Source organism: Pseudomonas sp. ASL8, assembly GCF_056680355.1.
Genome location: NZ_CM155278.1, coordinates 121,554 through 147,454, shown reverse-complemented (window position 1 = coordinate 147,454; position 25,901 = coordinate 121,554). Strand labels below are relative to the sequence as shown.

The following is a 25,901-nucleotide window of genomic DNA, read 5'->3' as shown; positions in this document are numbered from 1 at the left end:
CGGAGCATGTTTCAGAGGGTCGATAAAGTGAATGATGAAGCGGCCGCTGATGTGTTGGATTAGTCTCAGTGCGCCCATGAAAAATTCGCAAGAATACTTCGTTCGCTACTTGAAATAAAGTAATGACAGTTTGCAATTGGCGTTGTTTTCATGAATAACATTAATTAGCGTGGTGTGCTCGTTCCTTCTTTATTGTCGGTCTACGTCCTCTCCTAAAAAACATCGAGGCTTCGAGTGTGTGGTCCTGACACCGAGAGCTTGCCGCACGTGGCTCCCCCTTTGTTTTCATTGCCTTCGGCTCGAGAAAGGCGCGTGTAGGGGAATGGCTATTTATCCTGCCTGACGGGGTTATGCAGTCAATCACCTGGATCGTTAAGCGGGCGTCGTACAGGGGGTAGATTGGCGAGTTAACTGCGCTCAATAATCCTCACTGAAATGCAGTGATGTCCTACAGACTTGGTGTGTTTGTTCTGCTGGCTAGAAGTCCTCAATTGGCTTTACATAAAGGTGGGTTTTATATTTATTGATGTCCAGTTTATGTGCATTAGATGGACAGCACGTGAAGGAGGCTGTAATGATTCGACGCAGTGGGCGTACGCTACAAGATCCTGGCCGCTACGGAAAAATACAAGACGATCCCTTTGTTGAGGATTTTAATATGAACCTTGCGCGTCCTCACTCGAGGTCGGTTCGCTTGAACGGGTTGGCGACATGTTTACGCTTGGAGGAAGTGTATTGGGGGATTTTGGCCGATATTGCCCGTTCCAATAGTTGCTCGGTCAATGCGGTCCTGTCTTATGTCGATCGAGAAGTGCATCTACGCCATGGCGGTGTGAAAAATTTCAGTGGGCTGATTCGGGTGGTGTGCGTCGCTCATGTGCAAAAAAACGATGTGACAGCGCTTTCCTCGGTCCTGGCGTGACCCCGTCCGGGCGCTCACGGTCTGCAGGCAGGGCTCTCGTCAGGTGGAAGGCACATATGTTGACGTGATCAGGTCGGGCGGCTGCACAGTGTCAATTAACCCTATATAATCCCCCGCCTTACTACGGGGCGCAGGCCGGACGGGTTGAACTGCACGCCAAGGCTCTTGCACTATTGAGCGCAAGCGAAGGGCGAGAGCTCCACCGAATTTCGAATTACGAGAAGTGAAAACACCATCATGATGCGCAGCCATTATTGCGGCCAACTGAACGAGAGCCTGGAAGGTCAGGAAATTACCCTTTGCGGATGGGTCCACCGTCGTCGTGATCATGGCGGGGTGATTTTCCTCGATATCCGTGATCGTGAGGGCCTGGCTCAGGTGGTGTTCGACCCTGATCGCGCTGACACCTTCGCTGCCGCCGATCGCGTGCGCAGCGAATACGTGGTCAAGATCACCGGTAAGGTGCGTGCACGTCCTGCCGGCGCAGTTAATGCGAACATGGCGTCCGGCGGTATCGAAGTGCTGGGCTATGAGCTCGAAGTGCTGAACGAGTCGGAAACACCGCCGTTCCCGCTGAACGAGTTCTCCGACGTCGGTGAAGAAACGCGCCTGCGTTATCGCTTCATCGATCTGCGTCGTCCGGAAATGGCTGAAAAGCTGCGTCTGCGTTCGCGCATCACCACCAGCATCCGTCGCTATCTGGATGAAAACGGCTTTCTCGATGTCGAGACGCCGATCCTGACCCGCGCTACACCGGAAGGCGCTCGCGACTATCTGGTACCGAGTCGTACCCACCCAGGCAGTTTCTTTGCCTTGCCGCAATCGCCACAACTGTTCAAGCAGTTGCTGATGGTCGCTGGCTTCGATCGTTACTACCAGATCGCCAAGTGCTTCCGCGATGAAGACCTGCGTGCTGACCGCCAGCCGGAATTCACCCAGATCGACATCGAGACCAGCTTCCTGAACGAAGCAGACATCATCGGTATCACCGAGAAGATGATTCGTCAGCTGTTCAAAGAAGTGCTGGACCTGGAATTCGGCGACTTCCCGCACATGACGTTCGCAGAAGCCATGCGTCGTTATGGTTCCGACAAGCCGGACTTGCGTAACCCGCTGGAACTGGTCGATGTTGCCGATCAGCTCAACGCCGTGGAGTTCAAGGTGTTCAGCGGTCCAGCCAACGATCCTAAAGGTCGTGTCGCCGCCCTGCGTGTACCGGGTGCCGCGAGCATGCCGCGCAGTCAGATCGACGACTACACCAAGTTCGTCAGCATCTACGGCGCTAAAGGCCTGGCTTACATTAAGGTCAACGAACGCGCCAAGGGTGCCGAAGGCTTGCAGTCCCCAATCGTCAAGTTCATCCCTGAGGAAAACCTCAAGGTGATTCTTGACCGTGTGGGTGCCGTTGATGGCGACATCGTGTTCTTCGGTGCAGACAAATCCAAGATCGTCAGTGAAGCCTTGGGCGCATTGCGGATCAAGGTTGGTAACGACCTGAAGCTGCACACATGCGAGTGGGCACCGATGTGGGTTGTCGACTTCCCGATGTTCGAAGAGAACGATGACGGCAGCTTCAGCGCGCTGCATCACCCGTTCACTGCACCTAAATGCAGCCCTGAAGAACTCGAGGCCAACCCGGCTACGGCATTGTCCCGCGCCTACGACATGGTTCTTAACGGTACCGAGTTGGGCGGCGGTTCGATCCGTATCCACCGCAAGGAAATGCAGCAAGCGGTCTTCCGTCTGCTGGGTATCGAAGCAGACGAACAGCAAGAGAAGTTCGGCTTCCTGCTCGACGCTCTGAAGTTCGGCGCGCCACCGCACGGTGGTTTGGCTTTTGGTCTGGACCGTCTGGTGATGTTGATGACCGGCGCCCAATCGATCCGTGAAGTGATCGCGTTCCCGAAAACCCAGAGCGCTGCCGATGTCATGACCCAGGCCCCAGGCGTGGTTGATGCCAAGGCATTGCGCGAGCTGCACATCCGTTTGCGCGAGCAGCCCAAGGCTGAGTGATGCTGAGCAGGGCGCATCATCTTGATGATGCGCCCTGGGTCGGGTCCTGATTTTGTTGAAGCTTTTTGCTCCTGTTCATTGAGCGAAAGGTGAGCGTGTTTCAAAAAGAATTCGGAGCGAGTTATGGCAGGTCATTCTAAGTGGGCGAACATCAAGCACCGCAAAGAGCGTCAGGATGCCAAGAAGGGCAAGATTTTCACCAAGTGGATTCGCGAGCTGACGGTCGCTGCCCGTCAAGGCGGGGGTGATCCAGGGTCGAACCCGCGCCTGCGTCTGGCATTGGACAAGGCGCTGGGTGCGAACATGACGCGCGACACTATCGATCGTGCCGTGGCGCGAGGTGCTGGCGCTGCCGAAGGTGATGATGTCGAAGAGCTCGGATACGAAGGCTATGGTCCGGGTGGTGTGGCCGTCATGGTCGAAACCATGACTGACAATCGCAACCGCACTGCCGCAGCTGTTCGCCACGCGTTCACAAAATGCGGCGGCAACCTGGGTACTGATGGTTCGGTGGCTTATCTGTTCGACCGTAAAGGGCAGATTTCCTTCGCGCCGGGCGTTGATGAAGACGCGTTTATGGAAGCCGCGATGGAAGCGGATGCCGATGACGTGGTCACCCATGACGATGGCTCCATCGATGTGTTCACCTCCTTCTCGGGTTTCTATGCCGTGCGGAATGCGCTGGAGGCTGCCGGTTTCAAGGCGCTCGACGCGGAAATCGTTATGTTGCCGACGACCAGCGCTGTACTCGATCTGGAAACGGCTGAAAAGGTCCTCAAGCTGATCGACATGCTCGAGGATCTGGATGACGTGCAAAACGTTTATTCCAACGCGGAAATCCCGGACGAGGTCATGGAGCAGCTCGGCTGACAGGTGTCTGTCGGTAATACATTTGAGGCCGGAGGTACGACGCCGTGATATTCACGTGCTATCGGCCTCCGGCTTCTGCCTTTATGCTGCGTTCAATTGTGTGCGTCACTTATTAAGCTGCAGGCGTTATGACTCTTATTCTTGGTATCGACCCCGGTTCGCGAATCACCGGCTATGGCGTGGTGCGGGACACCGGTCGCGGCTGTGTGTACGTTGCCTCGGGCTGCATTCGTACCGGCAGCGGTCTGCTGCACGAGCGTTTGCAGATTGTGTACCGTGGTGTGCGTGAGGTCATTCAGACGTACGGTCCTGTGACTATGGGCATCGAAAAAGTGTTTATGGCGCGTAATGCCGACTCCGCGCTCAAGCTCGGTCAGGCGCGTGGCGCGGCCATTGTTGCCGGTGCTGAAGAGAGCCTGGAAATCGCCGAGTACACCGCGACGCAGGTCAAACAGGCGGTGGCCGGGACCGGTGGCGCCAATAAAGAGCAGGTGATGATGATGGTCATGCATTTGCTCAAACTGACGACGAAACCTCAGATCGATGCCTCCGACGCCCTGGCTATCGCGCTGTGCCATGCACATACGCGCTCGAGTCTGATACCGCACGGCTTGAATACCGCACGCAGTCGCGGCGGGCGGCTGCGTCTCTGATAGCATCATCGGCTCAAACTTTTTAGCTTGCAGGTCTTCTCACTCCTGTAATGATTGCGACCATTATTTGTGCCAACGTCATGCTTATGACGGGCCACGAAAAAGGATCTGATACGTGATTGGACGGTTACGCGGCTTCTTGGCTGAAAAACATCCGCCGCACCTGGTGCTGGATGTCAACGGCGTCGGCTATGAGCTGGAAGTGCCCATGACGACGCTGTATCGGCTGCCCCATGTAGGCGAACCGGTGACCTTGCACACCCATCTGGTGGTTCGTGAGGATGCTCACCTGCTTTACGGCTTTTTCGAAAAGCGCGAGCGTGAACTGTTCCGTGAGCTGATTCGCCTTAATGGTGTCGGTCCGAAACTGGCATTGGCGCTGATGTCCGGCCTGGAAGTCGATGAGTTGGTCCGCTGTGTTCAGGCGCAGGACACCTCGGCCTTGACCCGGATTCCGGGCGTCGGCAAGAAAACCGCCGAGCGTTTGTTGGTCGAGCTCAAGGATCGTTTCAAAGCGTGGGAATCCTTGCCGGGGACCTTTACCCTGGTTGCAAGCGGGCCTAACGCCGCGCCACTGGTGGCGACGGCCGAAGCCGATGCGGTCAGTGCACTGATCTCCCTGGGTTACAAACCTCAGGAAGCCAGCAAGGCGGTTTCTGCGATCAAGGAAAAAGATTTGAGCAGTGAAGATCTGATTCGACGTGCTTTGAAAGGAATGGCTTAAGTGCTCGACGCTGACCGTTTGATAACCTCCACGGGGCGTGACCGTGATGAGCAACTGGATCGTGCAATCCGTCCATTAAGCCTGGCCGATTACATTGGACAGCCCACCGTGCGCGAGCAAATGGAGTTGTTCATCCAGGCTGCGCGTGGACGTAGCGAAGCGTTGGACCACACCTTGATTTTCGGCCCGCCGGGTCTGGGTAAGACCACTCTGGCGCATATTATTGCCCAGGAGATGTCAGTCTCCATCAAGAGTACCTCGGGGCCGGTGCTTGAACGTCCCGGTGATCTGGCGGCGATATTGACCAATCTCGAACCCAACGATGTGCTGTTCATCGACGAGATTCATCGGCTCTCGCCTATCGTCGAAGAAGTGCTGTACCCGGCGATGGAAGATTTTCAGCTCGACATCATGATCGGCGAAGGCCCTGCTGCGCGTTCGATCAAGCTCGATTTGCCACCGTTTACGCTGGTGGGGGCCACTACGCGCGCGGGCATGTTGACCAACCCGCTGCGTGATCGCTTCGGCATCGTTCAGCGTCTGGAGTTCTACAACACTGCTGATCTGGCGACCATCGTCATGCGTTCGGCCGGTATTCTGGGGCTGCCAATCGAGCCCGAGGGTGCCTATGAGATTGCCCGTCGTGCTCGGGGCACGCCGCGTATCGCCAACCGCTTGCTGCGCCGTGTGCGTGACTTCGCAGAAGTGCGTGCCACGGGTCATATCACCAAACCGATTGCCGACCTGGCGCTGAACCTGCTGGACATTGATGAGCGTGGTTTCGACCACCAGGATCGGCGTCTATTGCTGACGATGATCGAGAAGTTCGATGGCGGCCCGGTGGGTGTCGACAGCCTCGCTGCAGCGATCAGCGAAGAGCGGCACACGATTGAAGACGTACTCGAGCCCTATTTGATCCAGCAAGGCTATATCATGCGTACCCCTCGTGGACGTGTCGTTACCCGGCACGCCTACCTGCACTTTGGTTTGAACATCCCGTCGCGGATGGGGGATATGCCGGTGGCCAGCGATTTTGTCGCCGATGGGGACGAATAATTAAAACTATCAAGGCACCGATTTATTCGGGTTTTTGGTGGTCTGACAGGCTGATGTGCCGATCTGGTTGGCAATTAGCTGAAAAACAATGAAAAACAGTTGCCTGGCTGATTGGCAATCTGAGGAGTAAGCACTAGAGTATGCGCGCGCAAAACGGGGTTCAGTCGTTCGCACATCGCTGTCGCGTTTATTACGAGGACACCGATGCTGGCGGCATCGTTTACTACGTCAACTATTTGAAGTTCATGGAGCGGGCTCGAACCGAGCGGCTACGGGAGCTGGGCTTTGCTCAGTCGGAGCTTGCAGGGGAGAACTTGCTGTTCGTTGTGCATTCCAGCGAGGCGCGCTATCACAAGCCGGCGCGATTGGACGATGAGCTGTTGATAAGCGCTGAAGTCATTGAATTGAACCGCGCCAGCCTGCGATTTCGGCAGCAGGTCAGGCGGGCTGCGGATGAAACACTGCTCTGTGAGGGGCAGTTTCTGGTGGCGTGTGTACGCGCCGATAGTTTGAAACCCCGGGCCATTCCCGAAGCTTTGCGTGCGGCCTTTGCCGGCCAGAGCGGCGCGGGTACACATTTTGAGCAGGAGATAAAGCGTGGAAGCTAACGTCGTCGACCATTCCTCCATGTGGAGTATGGTCAGCAATGCCAGCATCGTTGTTCAGTTGGTCATGCTGATCCTGGTGGGTGCTTCAATCACCTCGTGGGTCGTGATTTTTCAGCGTGGCAATATGCTGCGCGCAGCTCGTCGTGCACTGGAGAGCTTTGAAGAGCGCTTCTGGTCGGGTATCGATCTGTCCAAACTCTACCGTCAGGCCGGGAGCAATCCAGACCCTGACTCAGGCGTTGAGCAAATTTTCCGCGCCGGTTTCAAGGAGTTCTCCCGTCTGCGTCAGCAGCCAGGCGTCGATCCTGATGCGGTCATGGAAGGCGTGGCTCGGGCCATGCGCGTGGCCATTTCCCGTGAGGAAGAGAAACTGGAGCAAGGCTTGCCCTTCCTGGCGACCGTCGGCTCCACCAGCCCCTACATCGGTTTGTTCGGTACAGTATGGGGGATCATGAACTCCTTCCGTGGTCTGGCTACCGTCCAGCAAGCCACCCTGGCGACTGTTGCACCGGGTATTTCCGAAGCCTTGGTCGCAACCGCTATTGGTCTATTCGCCGCTATCCCGGCAGTAATCGCCTACAACCGTTTTGCCGCTCGCGGTGAACTGTTGATCAGTCGTTACTACACGTTCGCCGATGAGTTTCAGGCGATCCTGCACCGTAAAGTGCACACCAGCGAAGAGTGAGCAGGTAATTCCCAATGGCTTTAATCGCTCGAGTTCGCCGCAAACGTCGCAAGCCGGTTGCCGAAATGAACGTGGTGCCTTACATCGACGTGATGTTGGTGTTGCTCGTCATTTTCATGGTCACCGCGCCGATGCTCAATCAGGGCGTGAAAGTCGACCTGCCCAAAGTCTCCAGTGAGGCCTTGCCGCAGGACAACAACACTCAGGTTCTGACCATTTCGATCAAGGCTGACAAGACCTATTACTGGAACCTTGGCAGTGAAGTCGATACTGACAAACAGATGGACAAGGCCATGACGTTGCCTCAGATGACCAGCGCGGTGACCAAAATCATCAGCGCCGGTCGTGAAAGCGGCAAGCAGACCCAGGTCTTTATCCGTGGTGACAAAACCGTTGATTACGGCTCTGTAATGGGCGCAATGGGCGGGCTGCAGAAAGCAGGGGTCGGTAATGTTGGCTTGATTACCGAGGCGCCCTGATGCACCAACAGCGAGAGCCGTCCGCCTCGGAAAGCTACTTCTGGCCCAGCGTCTGGGCTGTGGCCCTGCACATCCTGATATTTGGCATGCTCTTCGTCAGCTTTGCCATGACCCCGGATCTGCCGGAAGCCAGGCCTATCGTTCAGGCGACCCTGTATCAGTTGAAGTCTAAAAGCCAGGCAACGACTCAGACCAATCAGAAAATTGCCGGTGAGGCGAAGAAAACGGCTGCTCGGCAAACTGAAGTCGAGCAGCTGGAAACGAAAAAAATCGAGCAGCTAAAACAGGAAGCTGTAAAAGCTGCGGAACAAAAGAAAGAAGAAGCGGCTCAAAAAGCCGAAGAGAAAAAGGCTGAGGACGCGCAAAAGGCTGAGCAGAAGGCTGATGACGCCAAGAAAGCCGATGATGCCAAGAAAGCTGACGAAGCCAAAAAGACCGCTGATGCTAAAAAGGTCGAAGAGAAACAATTGGCTGATATAGCCAAGAAGAAAGCCGAAGAAGACGCGAAGAAAAAGGCCGAAGAAGACGCGAAGAAAGCCGCGGCTGAAGAGGCCAAGAAGCAGGCTGCCGATGACGCGAAGAAGAAAGTCGCGGAAGACGCCAAGAAAAAAGCCGCTGACGACGCGAAAAAGAAAGCCACCGACGACGCCAAGAAAAAAGCGACTGCCGATGCTGCCAAAAAGGCAACAGAGGCTGCACGTAAATCTGCTGAAGACAAGAAGGCGCAAGCCTTGGCCGAATTGCTCTCCGATAAAACGGAGCGGCAGCAGGCGTTGGCAGATGAACAGGGCGATGAAACGGCGGGCAGCTTTGATGATCTGATTCGTGCGCGTGCTGCTGAAGGTTGGGCTCGCCCACCGTCGGCGCGCAAGGGCATGAAAGTGGTGCTGCAGATCAATATGTTGCCGGATGGTACGGTGACGTCGGTCAGTGTTTCCAAGTCCAGTGGCGATGCGTCTTACGACAGTTCGGCCGTGGCTGCTGTTAAAAACATTGGTCGTTTGACCGAAATGCAGGGTATGAAGCCAGCCGATTTCCAACCCTATCGCTCATTCAAGATGACATTCACACCAGAGGATCTAGCTCCGTGATTAACATCCTTCGAGGACTGCTTGTCGTTCTTTGCTGTGCAGCGGGAATGGTCGCTGCAGAAGAAAAGAACATCATGGTCACCAGTGGTAGTGACCGTGCCACCCCGATTGCCGTTGTGCCTTTTGGTTGGCAGGGCGGCAACGTCTTGCCCGAGGACATGTCGGAAATCATCAGTAACGACCTGCGTAACTCGGGCTATTACTCTCCGATTCCAAAGCAGAACATGATCAGCTTGCCGACCTCGGCGAGCGAGGTCATCTATCGCGACTGGAAAGCACTCGGCGCGCAGTACCTGATGGTAGGCAGCATCGTTCCTTCGGGCGGTCGTCTGCAGATCCAGTACGCGCTGTTCAACGTCGCGACCGAGCAGCAAGTCTTGACGGGTAACGTCTCTGGCACGACCGATCAATTGCGTGACATGGCGCACTTCATCGCCGACCAGTCGTTTGAGAAACTCACCGGTATCAAGGGTGCTTTCTCGACGCGCATGTTGTACGTCACTGCCGAGCGTTTCTCCGAAAACAATACGCGCTTCACCCTGCAACGTTCGGATTACGACGGCGCGCGGGCAGTGACTCTGTTGCAATCGCGTGAGCCGATCCTGTCGCCGCGTTTTGCTCCGGATGGCAAGCGTATCGCTTATGTATCATTCGAGCAGAAGCGTCCGCGTATCTTCGTTCAGCACATCGACACCGGTCGCCGTGAACAGATCACCAACTTCGAAGGCCTCAATGGTGCACCTGCGTGGTCTCCGGATGGCAACAAGCTGGCGTTCGTGCTTTCCAAAGACGGCAACCCGGAAATCTACGTGATGAACCTGGCTTCGCGTCAATTGAGTCGCGTGACCAATGATGGGGCAATCGACACCGAACCGTTCTTCGGTAAGGATGGCTCGACTATCTACTTCACGTCCGACCGTGGCGGCAAGCCGCAGATTTATAAAACAAGCGTCGGTGGCGGTGGTGCGGAGCGAGTGACCTTCATTGGTAACTACAACGCCAATCCAAAATTGTCGGCTGATGAAAAGACCCTGGTGATGATTCACCGTCAGGAAGGCTTCACGAATTTCAAGGTAGCAGTTCAGGATTTGCAACGCGGTAGCGTAAAAATCCTTACAGATAGCAACCTTGATGAGTCGCCTACTGTCGCGCCCAACGGCACCATGGTAATCTACGCCACCCGCCAGCAGGGCCGGGGAGTCTTGATGCTCGTGTCCATTAATGGCCGCGTAAGGCTCCCGCTTCCTACCGCTCAAGGCGAAGTCAGAGAACCTTCCTGGTCCCCTTACCTGAACTGACGCGGCGCTGCACGTTTTACTTAACACACTGGGGTTCATTAGGAGTTTCACGATGGAAATGCTGAAGTTTGGTAAGTTTGCTGCTCTGGCTCTGGCCATGGCTGTAGCTGTAGGTTGCTCGTCTAAAGGCGGTGATAACGCCGGCGAAGGCGCCGCTGTAGATCCAAACGCTGGTTACGGCGCTAACACTGGCGCTGTTGATGGCAGCCTGAGCGAAGAAGCTGCTCTGCGTGCTATCACTACGTTCTACTTCGAATACGATAGCTCGGACCTGAAGCCAGAAGCCATGCGCGCTCTGGATGTTCACGCTAAAGACCTGAAAGCCAACGGCGCTCGCGTCGTTCTGGAAGGCAACACCGACGAACGTGGTACTCGTGAGTACAACATGGCACTGGGCGAGCGTCGTGCGAAAGCCGTTCAACGCTACCTGGTACTGCAAGGTGTTTCCCCAGCTCAGCTGGAATTGGTTTCCTATGGCGAAGAGCGTCCAGTTGCTACCGGCAACGACGAGCAGTCCTGGGCTCAAAACCGTCGCGTCGAACTGCGTAAGTAATTTGACATGCGAACGTGCCGTCGTGCTTTAACCGTTTTGACTCTCACCCTTCCGCTTTTTGCGTGGGGTGCGGTTCCTGTGGTAGATGACAATTCTGGCTCTGGTAGCAGCAGTTATCCGCCAGCGGGTTATGGCACGTCCGGCGCCTATGCCGGGGGAGGGGTTACGGCCCCTGCCTCGGCACAGGGTCAGCTGTTCATGCAGCTGCAACAAATGCAGGACGAAATCGCGCGGTTGCGCGGTACGGTCGAGGTTCAGCAAAACGATATCCAGCGCATGAAGCAGGAAGCACTGGAGCGTTATCAGGAACTCGATCAGCGCATTAGCGCTGGAGCTGGAGCTGGCGGTGCACCCGCAGCAGCAGCTACCAATAATTCTCAAGCCAGCGGCGATATAAATGCCGGTGGTACGCCTGCGGCGCCTGCAAGTCAGGCGCCTGCGGCAAATGCGGAACCGGGTGATCCGGCGAAGGAAAAGGTCTATTACGACGCTGCCTTCGACCTGATCAAGGCCAAGGATTTCGACAGGGCCAGTCAGGCCTTCGCGGCTTTCCTGCGCAAATACCCGAACAGCCAATATGCGGGCAACGCTCAATACTGGTTGGGCGAAGTGAATCTGGCCAAAGGTGATCTGCAAGGTGCCGGTCAAGCCTTCGCCAAAGTCAGTCAGCTGTACCCCAAGCATGCCAAAGTGCCGGACTCGCTCTATAAGCTTGCAGATGTTGAGCGTCGTCTCGGTCATACCGATAAGGTAAAAGGCATTTTGCAGCAGGTCGTCTCCCAATATCCGGGTACTTCGGCTGCACAGTTGGCTCAGCGGGACCTGCAGCGCATGTGATATGCGTATCGTCAGAGGTCATCTGACACCTGTCCTGTTAAAGAAAGCCGCGCTTGTCGCGGCTTTCTTGTTAGAATTCCGCACCCGAAATTCCGGCAATACATTCGCTTCCCTGAATCATGCGCATGCAGGTTCCTTGAAGTGCCTAACGGAGGCGGACGGCCTGTTTAGCTGTTACGCCCGTGGCTCATATGCAAGACACATTACGAATCACCGAAGTTTTTTACTCGCTGCAGGGTGAAACGCGCACTGCGGGCTTGCCCACTGTTTTTGTGCGTCTTACTGGCTGTCCGTTGCGTTGTCAGTATTGCGACAGCGCCTACGCGTTCAGTGGCGGCAGCATTCAGACCCTCGATGCGATCCTCGAGCAAGTGGCCGGTTACCGTCCGCGCTATGTCTGCGTGACGGGCGGCGAGCCCTTGGCCCAGCCCAATGCAATCCCTCTGCTCGAGCGTCTGTGTGACGCCGGCTATGAAGTGTCACTGGAAACCAGTGGCGCTCTGGATATCTCGGCGGTTGATCCGCGTGTCAGTCGTGTTGTCGATCTGAAGACGCCAGGCTCCAAAGAGGTCGGGCGCAACCGCTACGAGAACATCGAGCTGTTGACGCCCAACGACCAAGTCAAGTTTGTGCTCTGTTCCCGGGAAGACTACGACTGGGCGGTGTCCAAGCTGATTCAGTACGGCCTGGACCGGCGCGCTGGCGAAGTCTTGTTCTCTCCAAGTCATCATGAGTTGAAGGCGCGGGACCTGGCTGACTGGATCGTGGCAGACAACCTGCCGGTGCGCTTGCAAATGCAGCTGCATAAACTCCTCTGGGACGATGAGCCGGGGCGCTGATATGAGTGAATTACAGATGACTGAGAAAAGAGCGGTAATTCTATTGTCCGGTGGCCTGGACTCGGCCACCGTAGTAGCGATGGCGCTTGCCGATGGCTACACCTGCTACACCATGAGTTTCGACTACGGTCAGCGTCACCGTGCCGAGCTGGATGCAGCGGCACGCGTCGCTCGCGATCTGGGTGTGGTTGAGCACAAGGTCATTGGTCTTGATCTGAACGGTATCGGCGGCTCCGCGTTGACGGACAGCTCCATCGCCGTGCCCGAATCCCCTGGCGAAGGTATCCCGGTGACTTACGTGCCTGCACGTAATACGGTTTTTCTTTCGCTGGCACTCGGCTGGGCTGAAGTATTGGGTGCGCGAGATATCTTTATCGGCGTCAACGCAGTGGATTATTCCGGTTATCCAGACTGTCGTCCCGAATTTATCGAAGCATTCGAACGCATGGCCAATCTGGCGACCAAGGCTGGCGTGGAAGGGCAGGGCTTTACTATTCAGGCCCCGCTGCAAAATTTGAGCAAGGCCGACATCGTCAAGGCTGGCATGCGTCTGGGCGTCGATTACGGGCTCACCGTTTCGTGCTATCAGGCCGATGATCAGGGCCGCGCATGCGGTAAGTGTGACAGCTGCCGCCTGCGCGCAGAAGGCTTTGCAAAGGCCGGTGTAGCTGACCCAACTCGCTATTTTTGATTTAAATTCAGATAGGTGTTGAATTAATCATAAAAATCAGTAATATACGCACCACGTCGGGTCGTTAGCTCAGTTGGTAGAGCAGTTGGCTTTTAACCAATTGGTCGTAGGTTCGAATCCCACACGACCCACCACTTTTTATGTCGACGTATTTATAAAGCTGGAAGGCCCATGAAAATGAGGATTTCCGGCTTTTTTTTTGCGTCTTTTTCAGGTGTACACTCGATATCCGCGCACAAGCGCATTGAGGTCCAGCGAACATGACGCAGGTTTCAGAACGCCTTCTGGTCCAGGCCCATCTAGACGCCAAGCAGCCGAAAGTGCTGAGCGTCGAAGAAGAAGCTTTTTACCGTGTTGCGATTGCTGCCGAGCTAAAGGCGCAAGACGCGGTGCTGGTTGCTCACTACTACTGTGATCCCGTCATCCAGGCCTTGGCTGAAGAGACCGGCGGCTGCGTGTCCGACTCGCTGGAGATGGCGCGTTTCAGTAATCAGCATTCGGCGAAAACCGTGTTGGTCGCAGGTGTGCGTTTCATGGGTGAGACGGCAAAAATCCTCAATCCGGAAAAGCGTGTGCTGATGCCGACGCTTGAAGCCACGTGTTCCCTGGACCTGGGTTGCCCGGTCGATGAGTTCTCGGCGTTTTGCGATCAGCACCCCGAGCGCACCGTGGTGGTGTATGCCAATACGTCGGCCGCGGTCAAAGCTCGCGCAGATTGGGTCGTGACCTCTAGTTGCGCATTGGAAATCGTCGAAAGCCTGATGGATAACGGCGAAAAGATCATTTGGGCGCCAGACAAGCACCTGGGTCGTTACATTCAGCGCGAAACCGGTGCCGACATGCTGCTGTGGGACGGTGTCTGCATCGTTCACGAAGAGTTCAAATCCAAGCAACTGGCAGACATGAAAGCGCTGTATCCGGATGCCGCGATTTTGGTCCACCCCGAATCGCCGGAGGCCGTGATCGATCTGGCTGATGCTGTCGGTTCGACGAGCCAGTTGATCAAAGCCGCGCAAACGTTGCCGAACAAAATGTTTATCGTTGCGACTGATCGCGGCATTTTCTACAAAATGCAGCAGCTGTGCCCCGACAAAATCTTTATCGAAGCGCCAACGGCCGGTGAAGGGGCTGCATGCCGCAGTTGCGCGCATTGTCCCTGGATGGCAATGAACACCCTTGAGCGCACCTTGCAGTGTCTTCGTGAGGGCACTAACGAGGTTTTCGTCGACCCTGCACTGATTCCACGTGCCTTGCGGCCTCTGCAACGCATGCTTGATTTCACGCATGCAGCACGCATGAAACTGTCGGGTAATGCCTGATTCGGGACGAAACAGCGTGCAAAAAAGCCCGACCATTGAGTCGGGCTTTTTGTATCGGGCAGAAAATCGTACCTAGTTCATCATTTCCTTGAGCATCCGCTCCTGTTCGATCAACTCCTTCTGACGGGCGTCGATGCGCGAAGCTAGCTGGAAGTTGTTGTTCGAGCGACGCTTGGCGAACTCCAGTTGTTGCAGGGCCTGCTTGTAGTCGCCGGTGAGCGCGAAGAACTCTGCGCGTGCCTGACTTGAGCCCACCATGTCGCCGGACAGGCCGCGGGTGTCCGCAACGAGGTTCCAGATGTCAGGGTCGGCGGGGCGCGCCTTCAATAGCACTTCAAGCGCTTTTCCGGCATCGGCAGGGCGGTTTTGCTTGAGCAGCAAATCAACGTGGACCTGGTTCAGTGGATAATTGTCCTGATACAACTTCAGCATCCGGTCAGCCCGTTGCTGGGCGTCGGCCATTCGATTGTTTGTAACATCCAGATCAATCTGCGCCAGGTTGTAGGTAATGTCGTTCGGGTCTTTGGCCAGCAGCGGCTTGAGATTTTCTCGCGCCTCGTTGAGTTGCCCTGCTTTGATCTGGGCAATCGCCAAGCCGTACCGCGCGGCTTCGGATTTTGGGTTTTCGTCGAGCTGCGCGCGGAAGCGTTTTGCCGCTATCCCTGGCGTCTCTTCATAGAAAAGCGCGACACGCGCGCGCATCAATTCATAGCGAAGGCTGTCCTCTTTACCGCCGATTTTTTCCTGCTCGGCACGGTTGCGGGTGTCGGCAATACGCGATTCAGTGACCGGGTGAGTCAGCAGAAACTCTGGCGGCTTGGCATCGAAGCGGTACTGGCGCATCAGTCGTTCGAACATGCTCGGCATCGCGCGAGGGTCATAACCGGCTTTTTCCAGGTTGATGATGCCGATGCGGTCGGCCTCTTGCTCGTTTTGCCGCGAGAAGCGCTGCTGCTCCTGGATCGCCGCCGCCTGCGAGCCCATGATCGTCGCGATGCCTGCGTCACCGGCACCTGCGGCCGCGATAACGATCCCGGCCAGCATGGCGGCAAGGACTGGAACCTGCATCCGTTGTTGGGCCTCGATGCCGCGAGCAAAGTGGCGCTGGGACAAGTGAGCCAGTTCGTGAGCCAGTACCGCGGCGTACTCGGCTTCGGACTGGGCATTGAGGAATAATCCGCCGTTGACCCCGACAATCCCGCCCGGCGCAGCAAATGCGTTCAGCTCCCGGCTGTTTATCAGGATGAATTCCAGGCGTCGATCCTGCAGTTGACTGGTTTCGGCCAGGCGATAGACCGTGGTCTCGACGAAATCCTTGAGCTGCGGGTCGGACAGCTGCGCGACCTGACCGCGCAGCAGGCTCAGCCAGGCGCGGCCCAGTTGATGCTCTTGTTGCGGAGAGACGATGGCTGAGCTGGCGTCGCCGAGTGACGGCAGGTCGTCGGCGAAACTCGGCGAGGCGAGCAGGCACGCGAGCGTCAACAGGGTAGGGCGCAGAAATTTCATGCACAGAGCTCTAGGCAATCAAAGAACCCTTACTGTAGCTGGCTCAATGGCTTGCTGACCAGAGTGGGGTATTCTTGCAATTGTGTACGAAACATCCGTCGTCGTTATTTGACGGCCATAACGCGATTCGATGTGCCTGCCTGGAGAGAAACGATGTCTGACGCTGTAGAGCGCCCCGAGGCCTGTGACGCTGAGCTCGACGCCAGTGGCCTGAATTGTCCGCTGCCGCTGCTCAAGGCCAAGCTGGAACTTAATCGCCTGGCCAGTGGCGCGATCCTTAAAGTCACCGCGACTGATGCGGGTTCTCAACGCGATTTCCGAACGTTTGCCAAGCTTGCAGGCCATACCTTGCTCCTTGAAGAGGTTGCGGACGGCGTTTATCGCTACTGGTTACGCAAAGCCTGATGATTCCCGCAGTCAATTCTTTGCGCTATTGATTGTTACCCATGATGACTGCCTGAAGGATTCTTGATGTTCAACGTGCTACGCGACTGGATACAGCGCTACTTCTCCGATGAGGAGGCTGTGGTGTTGGCGGTATTGTTATTTTTGGCGTTCACGGCCGTTCTGACGCTCGGTGGCATGCTTGCGCCGGTGTTGGCGGGGTTGGTGCTGGCATTTCTGATGCAGGGCGTGGTCAGCTTCCTGGAGCGTCTGCGCGTGCCGGAGCTGTTCGCGGTCGGGCTGGTCTTCGCGTTGTTCATGAGCGTGCTGCTGGTGTTTTTGTTGGTATTGGTGCCGTTGCTCTGGCATCAAGTGATCACCCTGTTCAACGAGTTGCCGGGCATGCTCGCCAAGTGGCAATCGCTGCTGCTGTTGCTGCCTGAGCGTTATCCACATCTGGTCTCGGATGAGCAGGTGCTCCAGGCTATCGAGGTTGCGCGCGGTGAAATCGGCAAGTTCGGCCAGTGGGCGCTGACATTCTCGCTTTCCAGTCTGCCCTTGTTGGTCAACATCATGATCTACCTGGTATTGGTGCCGATCCTGGTGTTCTTCTTCCTCAAAGATCGCAACATGATCGGAAGCTGGTTTCGTGGTTATCTGCCACGCGAACGGGCCCTCATTACCCGAGTGGCCCAGGAAATGAACAGGCAGATCGCCAATTACATTCGCGGCAAGGTGATTGAGATATTCGTCTGCGGAGGCGTCACGTACATTGCGTTCGTCGCGCTGGGGCTCAATTACGCGGCTTTGTTGGCGATGTTGGTGGGCGTGTCGGTGGTGGTGCCGTATGTCGGTGCGGTGGTGGTCACAGTGCCGGTCGCGTTAATCGCCTTGTTCCAATGGGGTTGGAGCGATCAGTTCATCTACTTGATGACGGCATACGGCGTGATTCAGACGCTTGATGGCAATGTGCTGGTGCCGCTGCTGTTTTCCGAGGCGGTCAACCTGCACCCGGTCGCGATCATCTGCGCCGTGTTGCTGTTTGGCGGGCTGTGGGGCTTCTGGGGCGTTTTCTTTGCGATTCCGCTGGCTACCCTGTTCAAGGCCGTGATCGATGCCTGGCCGCGCAAAGAGGCCACTGTGGCGCCGCTGTTGTAAGCGAGGGGGTGACGCTTTCGCTGCAAGCTACTTCAATGTGTGCTGGCAGCGAATGTCTGTAACGGCAATCAGCCGTTATTCAAACGCTGGGCTTGCTCAAGCACCGCATCCACATGGCCGGGCACTTTTACGCCGCGCCACTTTTGGCGCAGTACGCCGTCTTTGTCGATCAGAAACGTACTGCGATCTACACCAAGGTATTCCTTGCCGTAGAGTTTTTTCAGCTTGATCACGTCGAACAGCTGGCACAGGGCTTCATCTTTGTCCGAAATCAATTCGAACGGGAACGCCTGCTTGAGCTTGAAGTTCTCGTGAGATTTCAAGCTGTCGCGTGAGACGCCGAACACCACGGTGTTGGCCGCTTCGAAGGCAGCATGTTGGTCACGAAACCCCTGGCCCTCTGTGGTGCAGCCCGGCGTACTGTCTTTGGGGTAAAAATAAATCACCACCTGTTGGCCCTTGAGCCCGGCCAGACTGATGGTCTGTCCGCTGGTGGCCTGCGCCTGAAAGTCGGCGACAGGTTGGTCTAGGGCGATGGCCATTAATGTTTCCTTACATGGGAGCTTGTGGGCGCCAAGGTTCGATCAGCGCATCGAGATTCAATGCATCGGCGAAATCGAGGAACTGATCACGCAACCAGCTGATCTGGATACCGGCAGGCAATGTGACGGTGAAGGTCGCATTGAGCATGGTGCCGCCTGTCTGAGGCGCCTGATACGTATCGCAGATGAGGTTTTCCAGTTCGACGTTATGGTCGATGAAGAACTGGCAAAGCTCATTAATGATATCCGGACGATAGACCGAGCTGACGTAAGCCACATAAGGCAGGGCCTCAGGGCGGGTTTCCAGGCTGGCGCTGCGCACGACACTGACGGTGAAGGCGTGTTTCTTCGACAGGCTGGACAGGCTCGTTTCCAGTCGAGCCAATGCATCCCAGTTGCCTGAAACCTGAAGAATCAGCGCACTGCATTCGCCGTGACGAGTCAGACGTGAACTCACCACTGAGCAGCGGTTTTCATGACTGGCGCGGCACAGCACGTTGGTCAGCTCCATTGGGTTTGCGCCAAGGGCACTGATGACAAGGAATTGTTCGCGAACTGTGGGGGTGGACGACATGCAGCATTCCTAAGCGATGAGCGGTCAGTACATACGTTGGCTTGCACGGCCGATTCGACAGTCTTTTCGCTCCTGACCTCGACCCGGGCCCCGACGCTGCTTGCCTTCATGGCTAAGCCATGGTGGGTTGCGATGACGCTGGAGCATGGGTTCTGGCGGCAAAATCGACTGATTGAATACGCTTCGCAGGTGACCAGTACCGACCAAAGACAGAAGGGTAGCGAAAAGCATCGCTCAGGGGAATGCTCGTAGCATGGTACTTCGCTTGTACAAGGCTGATGGCGCCAGTACCATTACCGCTCTCTTTTTCCGGCAGGAGCGGTTGCATGATTGCGGGCAGTATGGTGGCACTGGTCACACCCATGGATGCAAATGGTCGTCTCGACTGGGACAGCCTGAGCAAACTGGTGGACTTCCACCTGCAAGAGGGCACCAACGCCATTGTGGCGGTCGGCACCACTGGTGAGTCGGCCACACTCGACGTCAGCGAGCACATCGAAGTGATTCGTCGCGTGGTAGCCCAGGTTGCAGGGCGTATCCCGGTTATTGCGGGTACAGGCGCGAACTCCACTCGCGAAGCGGTCGAACTGACCAAAAATGCGAAAAACGCCGGCGCCGATGCGTGCCTGCTGGTAACGCCTTATTACAATAAACCGACGCAAGAAGGGCTGTATCAGCACTTCAAGTTCATCGCCGAAGCGGTCGATATCCCGCAGATCCTTTACAACGTCCCAGGCCGTACGGCGTGCGACATGCTGGCGGACACCGCCGTGCGCTTGTCCACGGTGCCGAACATCATCGGCATCAAGGAAGCCACAGGCGATCTGCAACGCGCCAAAGACATCCTTGCACGCGTCAGCAGCGACTTCCTGGTGTACTCCGGTGATGACGCCACTGCAGTCGAACTGATGTTGTTGGGGGGTAAAGGCAATATCTCGGTGACCGCAAACGTGGCCCCGCGTGCCATGAGCGATCTCTGTGCGGCGGCCATGCGTGGCGATGCAGTCACGGCGCGGGCGATTCACGAAAAACTGATGCCACTCAATAAAACCCTGTTTATTGAGTCCAACCCTATTCCCGTGAAATGGGCGCTGCATGAGATGGGCTTGATACCAGGCGGTATCCGTCTGCCGCTCACCTGGCTCAGCGAGCCTTGCCACGAACCGCTGCGTCAGGCCCTGCGCCAGTCCGGCGTATTGGTTTAATGAGGAAGTATTACGCAATGAAGCGAATGGCCGGACTTTCCGCACTTGCCTTGATCATCTCCAGCACCAGCGGTTGCGGTTGGCTGTGGGGTCAAGATGGTTACTTCCGTGATCGCGGCAGTGATTATCTGGATGCGTCCCAAACGGCGCCCATGCAAATGCCACCTGATCTCGCCGCCGCCAAGCGTCTGGACCCACTGCTGCCGATTCCGCGTAACGTGGCTGACGACACTGCCAAGGGCGAGTACGTAGTCCCTCGTCCGTTGCCTTTGTCGGCGGTTGCCGATTTCAGCGATTTCAGCTTGCAGAAAAGCGGTGGCTCCAGCTCGATTCTGGCTCAGCGCGCGCCTGCCGAAGTCTGGCCGATAGCGCATCAGTATTTCGAAGACAACGGTTTCCGCATTGCCGAAGATCGTCCGCAAACGGGTGAGTTCAACACCAGCTGGCAGCGTATCGACGAACTTTCCGCCACAATGGCCAAGCGCCTGACTGCCGGCGGTGCGTCAGCTGATTCGGAAACGCGTGTGCGTGTTCGTATCGAGCCAGGCGTGCAGCGCAATACCAGTGAAATCTATGTCGTCAGCGTTGATCGTCCTGCTGGTAGCACCGCCAATACAGACTTCCCGGCGCGTACCACCAATCTGGCGCTCGATTCGACTCTGACCGATGACTTGCTTGCCAGCATGAGCCGTAGCGCGGCGAAGGGCGGCTCTATTTCCCTGCTGGCTGCACGTGACTACGATACGCCGAACCGCGTGGCGTTGAGCGTAGACGGCAGTGGCAACCCGGTACTCAACCTCGGTGCCGATCTGGACCGTGCATGGTCGAGCGTCGGTCGTGCGCTGGATCAGGGCGAGTGGCGTGTGGAAGACATCAACCGCAGCCTGGGTCTTTACTACATCAACCTGGCAGAGAAGGCACAGAAGCCTGAAAACGAGCCTGGTTTCTTTGGTCGCCTGTTCGGTAGCAAACCGGCCAAGGAAGAAATCGAAGCCCGTGCCGAGCGTTATCAGGTCCGCTTGAGCAAAGTGGGTGACAACGTGCAGGTCACTGTCGAGAAGAACATCACTACCGTAGCGCCTGCCGATGTAGCGCGCCGCATATTGGGTGTCATTCAAGATAACCTCGGTTAAGTGCGCTTCGCTGTTCTAGGCAGTGGTAGTCGAGGGAACGGCACGCTGGTAGCAAGTAACGACACGTATGTGCTGGTGGATTGCGGTTTCTCCTTGCGAGAAACCGAGCGACGTCTGGCTCGTCTGGGCGTCAGTCCCCATCAGTTGAGTGCCATTCTGGTGACCCACGAACATGCCGATCATGTGCATGGCGTGGGTTTGCTGTCGCGGCGCTACAATTTACCGGTGTACCTCAGCAGTGGCACCCTTCGCGGGATGCGTAAACCTGTAGAAGCCGCAGGGTTTCTGTCAGGCGGTCAGGGCTTGCAGTTGGGGGCGTTGCACATCAATGTGGTGTCGGTTGCCCACGACGCACTTGAGCCGACGCAGTTTGTGTTCAGTAACGGTCAGCGCCGATTTGGTCTGTTGACCGACCTTGGCTCTTACTGCTCCTCGGTGCTACAGAGCTATCACGGTCTGGACGCTTTGATGATCGAAGCGAACCACTGCCGCGATATGCTGGCCAGAGGTCGTTACCCGTACTTTTTGAAAGAGCGGGTCGGCGGCGAACTGGGACATTTGAACAATCATCAGGCCGCCAACCTGGTGAGCGAGTTGGGATGGCAAGATCTACAGCACCTGGTGCTGGCCCATCTCAGCAGCAAGAACAACCTGCCGCAGCTGGCCCGGCAATGTTTTGTCGACACCCTCGGGTGCGATCCGGACTGGCTGCAAGTGGCCGATCAAGATTCAGGGCTCGACTGGCGATATATCGCCTAGTGTCCCAAACGGGCGCCTGGCCCAACTACTTTAGCAAGCGGAGCCCATCATGGAAAAACGTGAAGAACTCTACCGCGGCAAAGCCAAATCGGTGTACACCACCGACGACGCTGACCGCTTGATCCTGCTGTTTCGCAACGACACGTCGGCGTTCGACGGCAAGCGTATTGAACAGCTCGACCGCAAAGGCATGGTGAACAACAAGTTCAACGCCTTCATCATGCAAAAGCTCGAAGAAGCGGGTATCCCAACCCAATTCGACAAGCTGCTGGGCGATAACGAATGCCTGGTCAAAAAACTCGAGATGATCCCGGTCGAATGCGTCGTGCGTAACTACGCCGCCGGTAGCCTGGTCAAACGCCTCGGCATCGAAGAGGGTACCAAGCTCAACCCTTACACCTTCGAGCTGTTCCTCAAGGACGACGCGAAGGGCGACCCGTTCATCAACGAATCCCACGTAGTGGCTTTCGGTTGGGGCACCGCCGAACAACTGGTTCGGATGAAAGAGCTGTCCCTGAAGGTCAATGAAGTCCTGAGCAAACTGTTCGACGACGCTGGCCTGCTGCTGGTCGACTTCAAACTCGAATTCGGCGTATTCCACGGCCAGATCGTCCTCGGTGACGAATTCAGCCCGGACGGCTGCCGTCTGTGGGACAAAGAAACCCGCAAGAAAATGGACAAAGACCGCTTCCGCCAGGGCCTCGGTGACGTTATCGAAGCCTACGAAGAAGTCGCAAAACGCCTCGGCGTACCGCTTTAACGCAAAAAGTTACGCAAGCGCCTGATAGCACGCGAAAATTTCCCTCGCAGGGGGTTCGCCTTCTGCACCTGAGCTGTTATCATGCGCGCCGTTGGAGAGATGCCAGAGTGGCCGAATGGGACGGATTCGAAATCCGTTGTACTGGCGACAGTACCTAGGGTTCGAATCCCTATCTCTCCGCCATTATTGATTAACGAAAAGCCCCTGTAATCGTGAAGATTACAGGGGCTTTTTCGTTTCTGTCGAACGCGTGGACTGGCCCTGTCAGTCGGACGCCCGCCCTGATTTTCGGGATGCAGCTCAGGGCCGGGCTCTATTGACGATTAAAGGTGTTTAGCTCAAAAAGCCGGTGCTGACCGCGACAATCAGGAAAACACCCAGTGCTGCCCGGTAAATAACGAAGGGCCAGGTAGAGAATCTTTCCAGAAACTTCATCAGGCCCCAGATGGCGCAAAATGCCGATACGCTGGCGATCACCAGGCCGAAAATCAGGTGTGACCACGCTTCGGCCGGGATATGCGCATGAAACAGCACCCACAGCTCTTTCAGACCGGCCAGCGCGATAGCGGGCAGCCCAAGCAGAAATGAGAAGCGCGCGGCTTCTTCGCGTTTGAAGTTAAGAAAAAGCGCTGCGGTGAGTGTTGAACCTGAGCGGGAAACGCCGGGTATCAAGGCGCCAATCTGTGCAATGCCGACGATTAATGCATCCCGCAGGCGCATCTCTCCCACTGTGCGGCGATGGCGACAGCTAAGTTCAGCCGCAGCCAGCAGAACGGCCATCACAACGCATGAGATACCAATCACCATCAGGCCTCTTAATGGTGAGTCGCACGCATTGAGTGTCGAGGACAAGGCCAGGCCTGCGATACCAATAGGGATGGTCGCGAGCACAATGGCAACTGCCAGCTTGAATGACTGGTTGCTGAAGTCACGCCGTTGCACGGCGCCGATGCTTCCAGTGACGACTTCCCGCACGTCACGCCAGAAATAGCTGACGACCGCAGCCAGCGCGGCCAACTGCATGGCGGCGGAAAACGCCGAGCCGGGATCGGGCCAGCCGAGAAGGGCCGGTACGATTCGCATGTGTGCAGTGGATGAAACGGGTAATAACTCGGTGATGCCTTGGATGATGCCCAGGATGCCAATTTGCATGTAATCCAGAGAAGCAAAGCCAATATCAAGGCCGCTGGAGCAGACGTTTGTCAAAGTTTTTTCCTAAAGAATAAGGTTTCTCCACTCTCCGGAAAGCACCAAGCGATGCTTGGATAATCTCGGTAATGGACAAAGGATCCTGAACTGAACCGCTACGTCCGGCGGTCGTTTATGGTGACGAAGAGCCGAATAATGGTTTTGTTTTTAAGGGTTCTTTACCTGCTGTCGAGATCATTGCTGTTAACCCGGAGCGCCTGCGAAAGCGCGTTTTAGAGGGCGACGACTTCCTCCAACAGGCGGAGTCTAGCTGAGATTTAAAGCGACTCTCCGGTAAGAAATAATTAGTTTTTCTCGCGCAGGAGCGGGCGCAGCCAGCCACTGACAGGCCTGAGGCTGTATATCACCTACGCTCATAAAGGTAGGACGAAAGGTTACTAGACCCTTAAAACGTGTTTTGTTAAAAATAGACCTGCTCGGCCCCACCTTGAACTAGCCGGTAGGAAACGGGGTGGTAGGCGGGCGACCAACCTCCATTTATCTAAATGGAAACAATCCAACATTGAGTTGGGTGATGATCAATGGGCCCGAATGCCGACCTGAGGGTAAATTGCTGCGCATTTGGCCAACTGCTGTTCCAGCACACGCGCATTGGGCTCATTGATCTCTTTTACTCCCTCCCTCTATCCCGCCAACGCCGCATGATTGTGCGCGATGACCATGTCACTTGCCGGTTGGCGTGATTCGGGTTTGTGGGCTAATGATTAAGTTGAGCACATCACCGACGATCAGGGAGAGCGAAATGGTATCCGTAGACAGACCGCACTCGATTAATTACGTCCATCCAAACGGCAGGGACGCGATGATTGATTTCGAGTGGGGCGACCCAGGCGATCCAATCCCGAAGGGGCTTCGTATTACCGTGAAGTACGCCGAGGACAATATTCATAATCTGCATGAAAAAGCGATTTACAAGAGCTTCGAAGATGCAAAAAAACAGGGCATCAAGCTGGCGACCAATATGATTGATCAGGCGGACAGACTTTAGGTCTGTCGGCCACTGATACGGCCTTGCGTGACAGGCGTCAGTCTTCCGGGTCGATTTCGTCTTCCGGTTCTCGCCTGGCTTGCAGATCGGCCATGGCGGTGGCGATGAAGCCAGCGTTTCCCTCGACCACGGCGAGCTGCGTCATGATGGCTGCCGACACCTCTGGCGATCCATGCTGATCAATCCATGCGCGGATCTCATTCACGGCAGAACCGAGGGCGGTGATGTTTTGATTGAGTCGGTTGAGCAGGGCGAGGGTGGGGTCGTTGGGCAGGTTGCTGGACATGCTGGCTTCTCCATTGAGATTGACGACGGCTGTCTGCGTCGAAAACGTCGTTGCCTGCTCTGGCGACAGTGGAGAATACCTGCAACCCGCGCAGCCTGATCTAAGAGGGGGGGCGTTGGCGCTGGATAATCAAGCGAGGCCGACACATCCCCGTGCCGGCCTGAAAATGTCTTTAGCGGAAAGGTGACGTGAGGCAGGCAGCCCCGTTAAACCTTTCCACGCTGAATGCCTTTAATGTACAGATTGCCTCGCTGATTTCCCGGCGGGCTTATTGATAGAACCGAGAATGCTTTTAATGCGTTGCCACTCTACGCGCGCTTCAACGTACTTTTTTTCGGCCCTTCTTTTTGCAGTTGAAAATTCGTTCCAGATATCTGGATTCAGCGTTTCTTTCTTAAGAAGCGAATACGCATGATTATCAAGTTGATCCGCTTCAAAGAAAAGTTGGTTGCTCCTTGTTGCTGCTTCTTCCCAGCTGACACCGGTGACTTTCTTGAATTTATCGTGAATCATTCTGAGCTCCTTTTTTCAATCTCGAAGGGCCGTTCTATCTTGGATTTAACCCTTCGTTGGGCGAAAAATTCCACCCGTTGAATCTTCCTGGTAAAAGACGACAACTCGCTCCTAAGCGACGCCCGATGAGTCAACATTTTTACACTGAATTAAACAAAACTGAACAGTTATTACCCTCCCTGCGATAGGCGGTTTTTGCCGCTCTAGCGCGCACTTTTCGCGCTATCTGGCTGACAGTGCCGCGTA

Annotated in this window: 29 protein-coding genes and 2 tRNA genes; 25 read left to right on the top strand and 6 right to left on the bottom strand. The window is 56.0% G+C overall.

Going from position 1 to position 25,901, the window contains the following annotated elements; genetic code table 11:
- The first annotated feature begins 574 nt into the window (after window positions 1-574).
- The 17 genes from AC1MEA_RS00745 to nadA all read left to right on the top strand — a co-directional run bounded on the left by AC1MEA_RS00745 (window position 575) and on the right by nadA (window position 14,638).
- Window positions 575-922: a ribbon-helix-helix domain-containing protein gene (locus tag AC1MEA_RS00745; protein WP_480916362.1), complete on the top strand. Its 348-nt coding sequence runs from the start codon at window positions 575-577 to the stop codon at window positions 920-922.
- A gap of 237 nt (window positions 923-1,159) precedes the next feature.
- Window positions 1,160-2,935, top strand: coding sequence for an aspartate--tRNA ligase (gene aspS, locus AC1MEA_RS00740; protein WP_219064270.1), 1,776 nt, complete (start codon window positions 1,160-1,162; stop codon window positions 2,933-2,935).
- A gap of 123 nt (window positions 2,936-3,058) precedes the next feature.
- The gene (locus tag AC1MEA_RS00735) at window positions 3,059-3,805 is read left to right on the top strand and encodes a YebC/PmpR family DNA-binding transcriptional regulator (RefSeq protein WP_480916361.1); all 747 of its coding nucleotides are present in this window, start codon (window positions 3,059-3,061) and stop codon (window positions 3,803-3,805) included.
- A 128-nt stretch (window positions 3,806-3,933) separates the two neighbouring features.
- Window positions 3,934-4,458: a crossover junction endodeoxyribonuclease RuvC gene (gene ruvC / locus AC1MEA_RS00730; RefSeq protein ID WP_219064268.1), complete on the top strand. Its 525-nt coding sequence runs from the start codon at window positions 3,934-3,936 to the stop codon at window positions 4,456-4,458.
- 115 nt (window positions 4,459-4,573) lie between these two features.
- Window positions 4,574-5,182: a Holliday junction branch migration protein RuvA gene (gene ruvA / locus AC1MEA_RS00725; protein WP_219064267.1), complete on the top strand. Its 609-nt coding sequence runs from the start codon at window positions 4,574-4,576 to the stop codon at window positions 5,180-5,182.
- Window positions 5,183-6,238, top strand: coding sequence for a Holliday junction branch migration DNA helicase RuvB (ruvB, locus tag AC1MEA_RS00720; protein ID WP_219064266.1), 1,056 nt, complete (start codon window positions 5,183-5,185; stop codon window positions 6,236-6,238).
- A gap of 140 nt (window positions 6,239-6,378) precedes the next feature.
- A complete protein-coding gene (ybgC, locus tag AC1MEA_RS00715) occupies window positions 6,379-6,846 on the top strand; it encodes a tol-pal system-associated acyl-CoA thioesterase (RefSeq protein WP_480916360.1) in 468 nt (155 codons plus the stop codon).
- Window positions 6,836-7,531 carry a protein TolQ gene (gene tolQ / locus AC1MEA_RS00710; protein ID WP_219064264.1) on the top strand — a complete coding sequence of 232 codons (696 nt, stop codon included), beginning with the start codon at window positions 6,836-6,838 and terminating at the stop codon, window positions 7,529-7,531. Before ybgC ends, tolQ begins: the two co-directional genes overlap by 11 nt.
- 23 nt (window positions 7,532-7,554) lie before the next feature.
- Entirely contained in the window at window positions 7,555-8,010 is a 456-nt protein-coding gene (gene tolR / locus AC1MEA_RS00705; RefSeq protein ID WP_219064274.1) for a protein TolR, read from the top strand.
- On the top strand, window positions 8,010-9,101 hold the full coding sequence (gene tolA, locus AC1MEA_RS00700) for a cell envelope integrity protein TolA (protein WP_219064263.1): 1,092 nt from the start codon (window positions 8,010-8,012) through the stop codon (window positions 9,099-9,101). The genes tolR and tolA overlap by 1 nt, the downstream gene beginning before the upstream one ends.
- A 47-nt stretch (window positions 9,102-9,148) precedes the next feature.
- Complete coding sequence (tolB, locus tag AC1MEA_RS00695) at window positions 9,149-10,399, top strand: Tol-Pal system beta propeller repeat protein TolB (RefSeq protein ID WP_449632829.1); 1,251 nt, start codon at window positions 9,149-9,151, stop codon at window positions 10,397-10,399.
- Between the two features lie 52 nt (window positions 10,400-10,451).
- Window positions 10,452-10,952, top strand: a complete 501-nt coding sequence (gene pal, locus AC1MEA_RS00690; RefSeq protein ID WP_045058224.1) for a peptidoglycan-associated lipoprotein Pal — start codon at window positions 10,452-10,454, stop codon at window positions 10,950-10,952.
- 6 nt (window positions 10,953-10,958) lie between these two features.
- Window positions 10,959-11,789 (top strand): tol-pal system protein YbgF, encoded by an 831-nt coding sequence (gene ybgF / locus AC1MEA_RS00685; RefSeq protein WP_480916359.1) that lies wholly within the window; start codon window positions 10,959-10,961, stop codon window positions 11,787-11,789.
- 191 nt (window positions 11,790-11,980) lie between these two features.
- Window positions 11,981-12,628, top strand: a complete 648-nt coding sequence (gene queE / locus AC1MEA_RS00680) for a 7-carboxy-7-deazaguanine synthase QueE (RefSeq protein ID WP_219064260.1) — start codon at window positions 11,981-11,983, stop codon at window positions 12,626-12,628.
- 16 nt (window positions 12,629-12,644) lie between these two features.
- Complete coding sequence (gene queC / locus AC1MEA_RS00675) at window positions 12,645-13,319, top strand: 7-cyano-7-deazaguanine synthase QueC (RefSeq protein WP_219064259.1); 675 nt, start codon at window positions 12,645-12,647, stop codon at window positions 13,317-13,319.
- Between the two features lie 58 nt (window positions 13,320-13,377).
- Window positions 13,378-13,453: transfer RNA gene (locus AC1MEA_RS00670), tRNA-Lys, on the top strand.
- 126 nt (window positions 13,454-13,579) lie between these two features.
- Entirely contained in the window at window positions 13,580-14,638 is a 1,059-nt protein-coding gene (gene nadA, locus AC1MEA_RS00665) for a quinolinate synthase NadA (RefSeq protein WP_480916358.1), read from the top strand.
- Between the two features lie 72 nt (window positions 14,639-14,710).
- On the opposite strand, the gene AC1MEA_RS00660 is transcribed toward nadA, so the two are convergent.
- Window positions 14,711-16,144: a M48 family metalloprotease gene (locus tag AC1MEA_RS00660; protein ID WP_480916357.1), complete on the bottom strand. Its 1,434-nt coding sequence runs from the start codon at window positions 16,142-16,144 to the stop codon at window positions 14,711-14,713.
- Between the two features lie 153 nt (window positions 16,145-16,297).
- Between AC1MEA_RS00660 and AC1MEA_RS00655 the strand changes: the two genes are divergently transcribed.
- Window positions 16,298-16,549 carry a sulfurtransferase TusA family protein gene (locus AC1MEA_RS00655; protein ID WP_219064256.1) on the top strand — a complete coding sequence of 84 codons (252 nt, stop codon included), beginning with the start codon at window positions 16,298-16,300 and terminating at the stop codon, window positions 16,547-16,549.
- Between the two features lie 66 nt (window positions 16,550-16,615).
- On the top strand, window positions 16,616-17,686 hold the full coding sequence (locus AC1MEA_RS00650) for an AI-2E family transporter (RefSeq protein WP_480916356.1): 1,071 nt from the start codon (window positions 16,616-16,618) through the stop codon (window positions 17,684-17,686).
- 68 nt (window positions 17,687-17,754) lie between these two features.
- On the opposite strand, the gene AC1MEA_RS00645 is transcribed toward AC1MEA_RS00650, so the two are convergent.
- A complete protein-coding gene (locus AC1MEA_RS00645) occupies window positions 17,755-18,228 on the bottom strand; it encodes a peroxiredoxin (RefSeq protein ID WP_480916355.1) in 474 nt (157 codons plus the stop codon).
- Window positions 18,229-18,238: 10 nt separating this feature from the next.
- Window positions 18,239-18,802, bottom strand: a complete 564-nt coding sequence (locus tag AC1MEA_RS00640) for a glycine cleavage system transcriptional repressor (RefSeq protein WP_480916354.1) — start codon at window positions 18,800-18,802, stop codon at window positions 18,239-18,241.
- A 326-nt stretch (window positions 18,803-19,128) separates the two neighbouring features.
- Between AC1MEA_RS00640 and dapA the strand changes: the two genes are divergently transcribed.
- The 5 genes from dapA (at window position 19,129) to AC1MEA_RS00615 (ending at window position 22,842) form a co-directional block, all read left to right on the top strand.
- Window positions 19,129-20,007, top strand: coding sequence for a 4-hydroxy-tetrahydrodipicolinate synthase (dapA, locus tag AC1MEA_RS00635; protein ID WP_219064252.1), 879 nt, complete (start codon window positions 19,129-19,131; stop codon window positions 20,005-20,007).
- 17 nt (window positions 20,008-20,024) lie between these two features.
- Window positions 20,025-21,140: an outer membrane protein assembly factor BamC gene (bamC, locus tag AC1MEA_RS00630; protein WP_219064251.1), complete on the top strand. Its 1,116-nt coding sequence runs from the start codon at window positions 20,025-20,027 to the stop codon at window positions 21,138-21,140.
- On the top strand, window positions 21,141-21,899 hold the full coding sequence (locus tag AC1MEA_RS00625; RefSeq protein ID WP_449632822.1) for an MBL fold metallo-hydrolase: 759 nt from the start codon (window positions 21,141-21,143) through the stop codon (window positions 21,897-21,899).
- 49 nt (window positions 21,900-21,948) lie between these two features.
- A complete protein-coding gene (purC, locus tag AC1MEA_RS00620) occupies window positions 21,949-22,659 on the top strand; it encodes a phosphoribosylaminoimidazolesuccinocarboxamide synthase (RefSeq protein ID WP_219064249.1) in 711 nt (236 codons plus the stop codon).
- 93 nt (window positions 22,660-22,752) lie between these two features.
- Window positions 22,753-22,842, top strand: a tRNA-Ser gene (locus AC1MEA_RS00615).
- A 150-nt stretch (window positions 22,843-22,992) separates the two neighbouring features.
- Here the strand turns inward: AC1MEA_RS00615 and AC1MEA_RS00610 are convergent.
- Window positions 22,993-23,865 (bottom strand): undecaprenyl-diphosphate phosphatase, encoded by an 873-nt coding sequence (locus AC1MEA_RS00610; RefSeq protein WP_480916353.1) that lies wholly within the window; start codon window positions 23,863-23,865, stop codon window positions 22,993-22,995.
- A 745-nt stretch (window positions 23,866-24,610) separates the two neighbouring features.
- Here AC1MEA_RS00610 and AC1MEA_RS00605 point away from each other — a divergent pair.
- Window positions 24,611-24,856, top strand: coding sequence for a hypothetical protein (locus AC1MEA_RS00605; RefSeq protein ID WP_480916352.1), 246 nt, complete (start codon window positions 24,611-24,613; stop codon window positions 24,854-24,856).
- A gap of 37 nt (window positions 24,857-24,893) precedes the next feature.
- Here the strand turns inward: AC1MEA_RS00605 and AC1MEA_RS00600 are convergent, their stop codons facing one another.
- Both AC1MEA_RS00600 and AC1MEA_RS00595 read right to left on the bottom strand, forming a co-directional pair.
- On the bottom strand, window positions 24,894-25,142 hold the full coding sequence (locus AC1MEA_RS00600) for a hypothetical protein (protein ID WP_219064246.1): 249 nt from the start codon (window positions 25,140-25,142) through the stop codon (window positions 24,894-24,896).
- A gap of 231 nt (window positions 25,143-25,373) precedes the next feature.
- Complete coding sequence (locus tag AC1MEA_RS00595; protein WP_449632772.1) at window positions 25,374-25,655, bottom strand: hypothetical protein; 282 nt, start codon at window positions 25,653-25,655, stop codon at window positions 25,374-25,376.
- Window positions 25,656-25,901 lie beyond the last annotated feature (246 nt).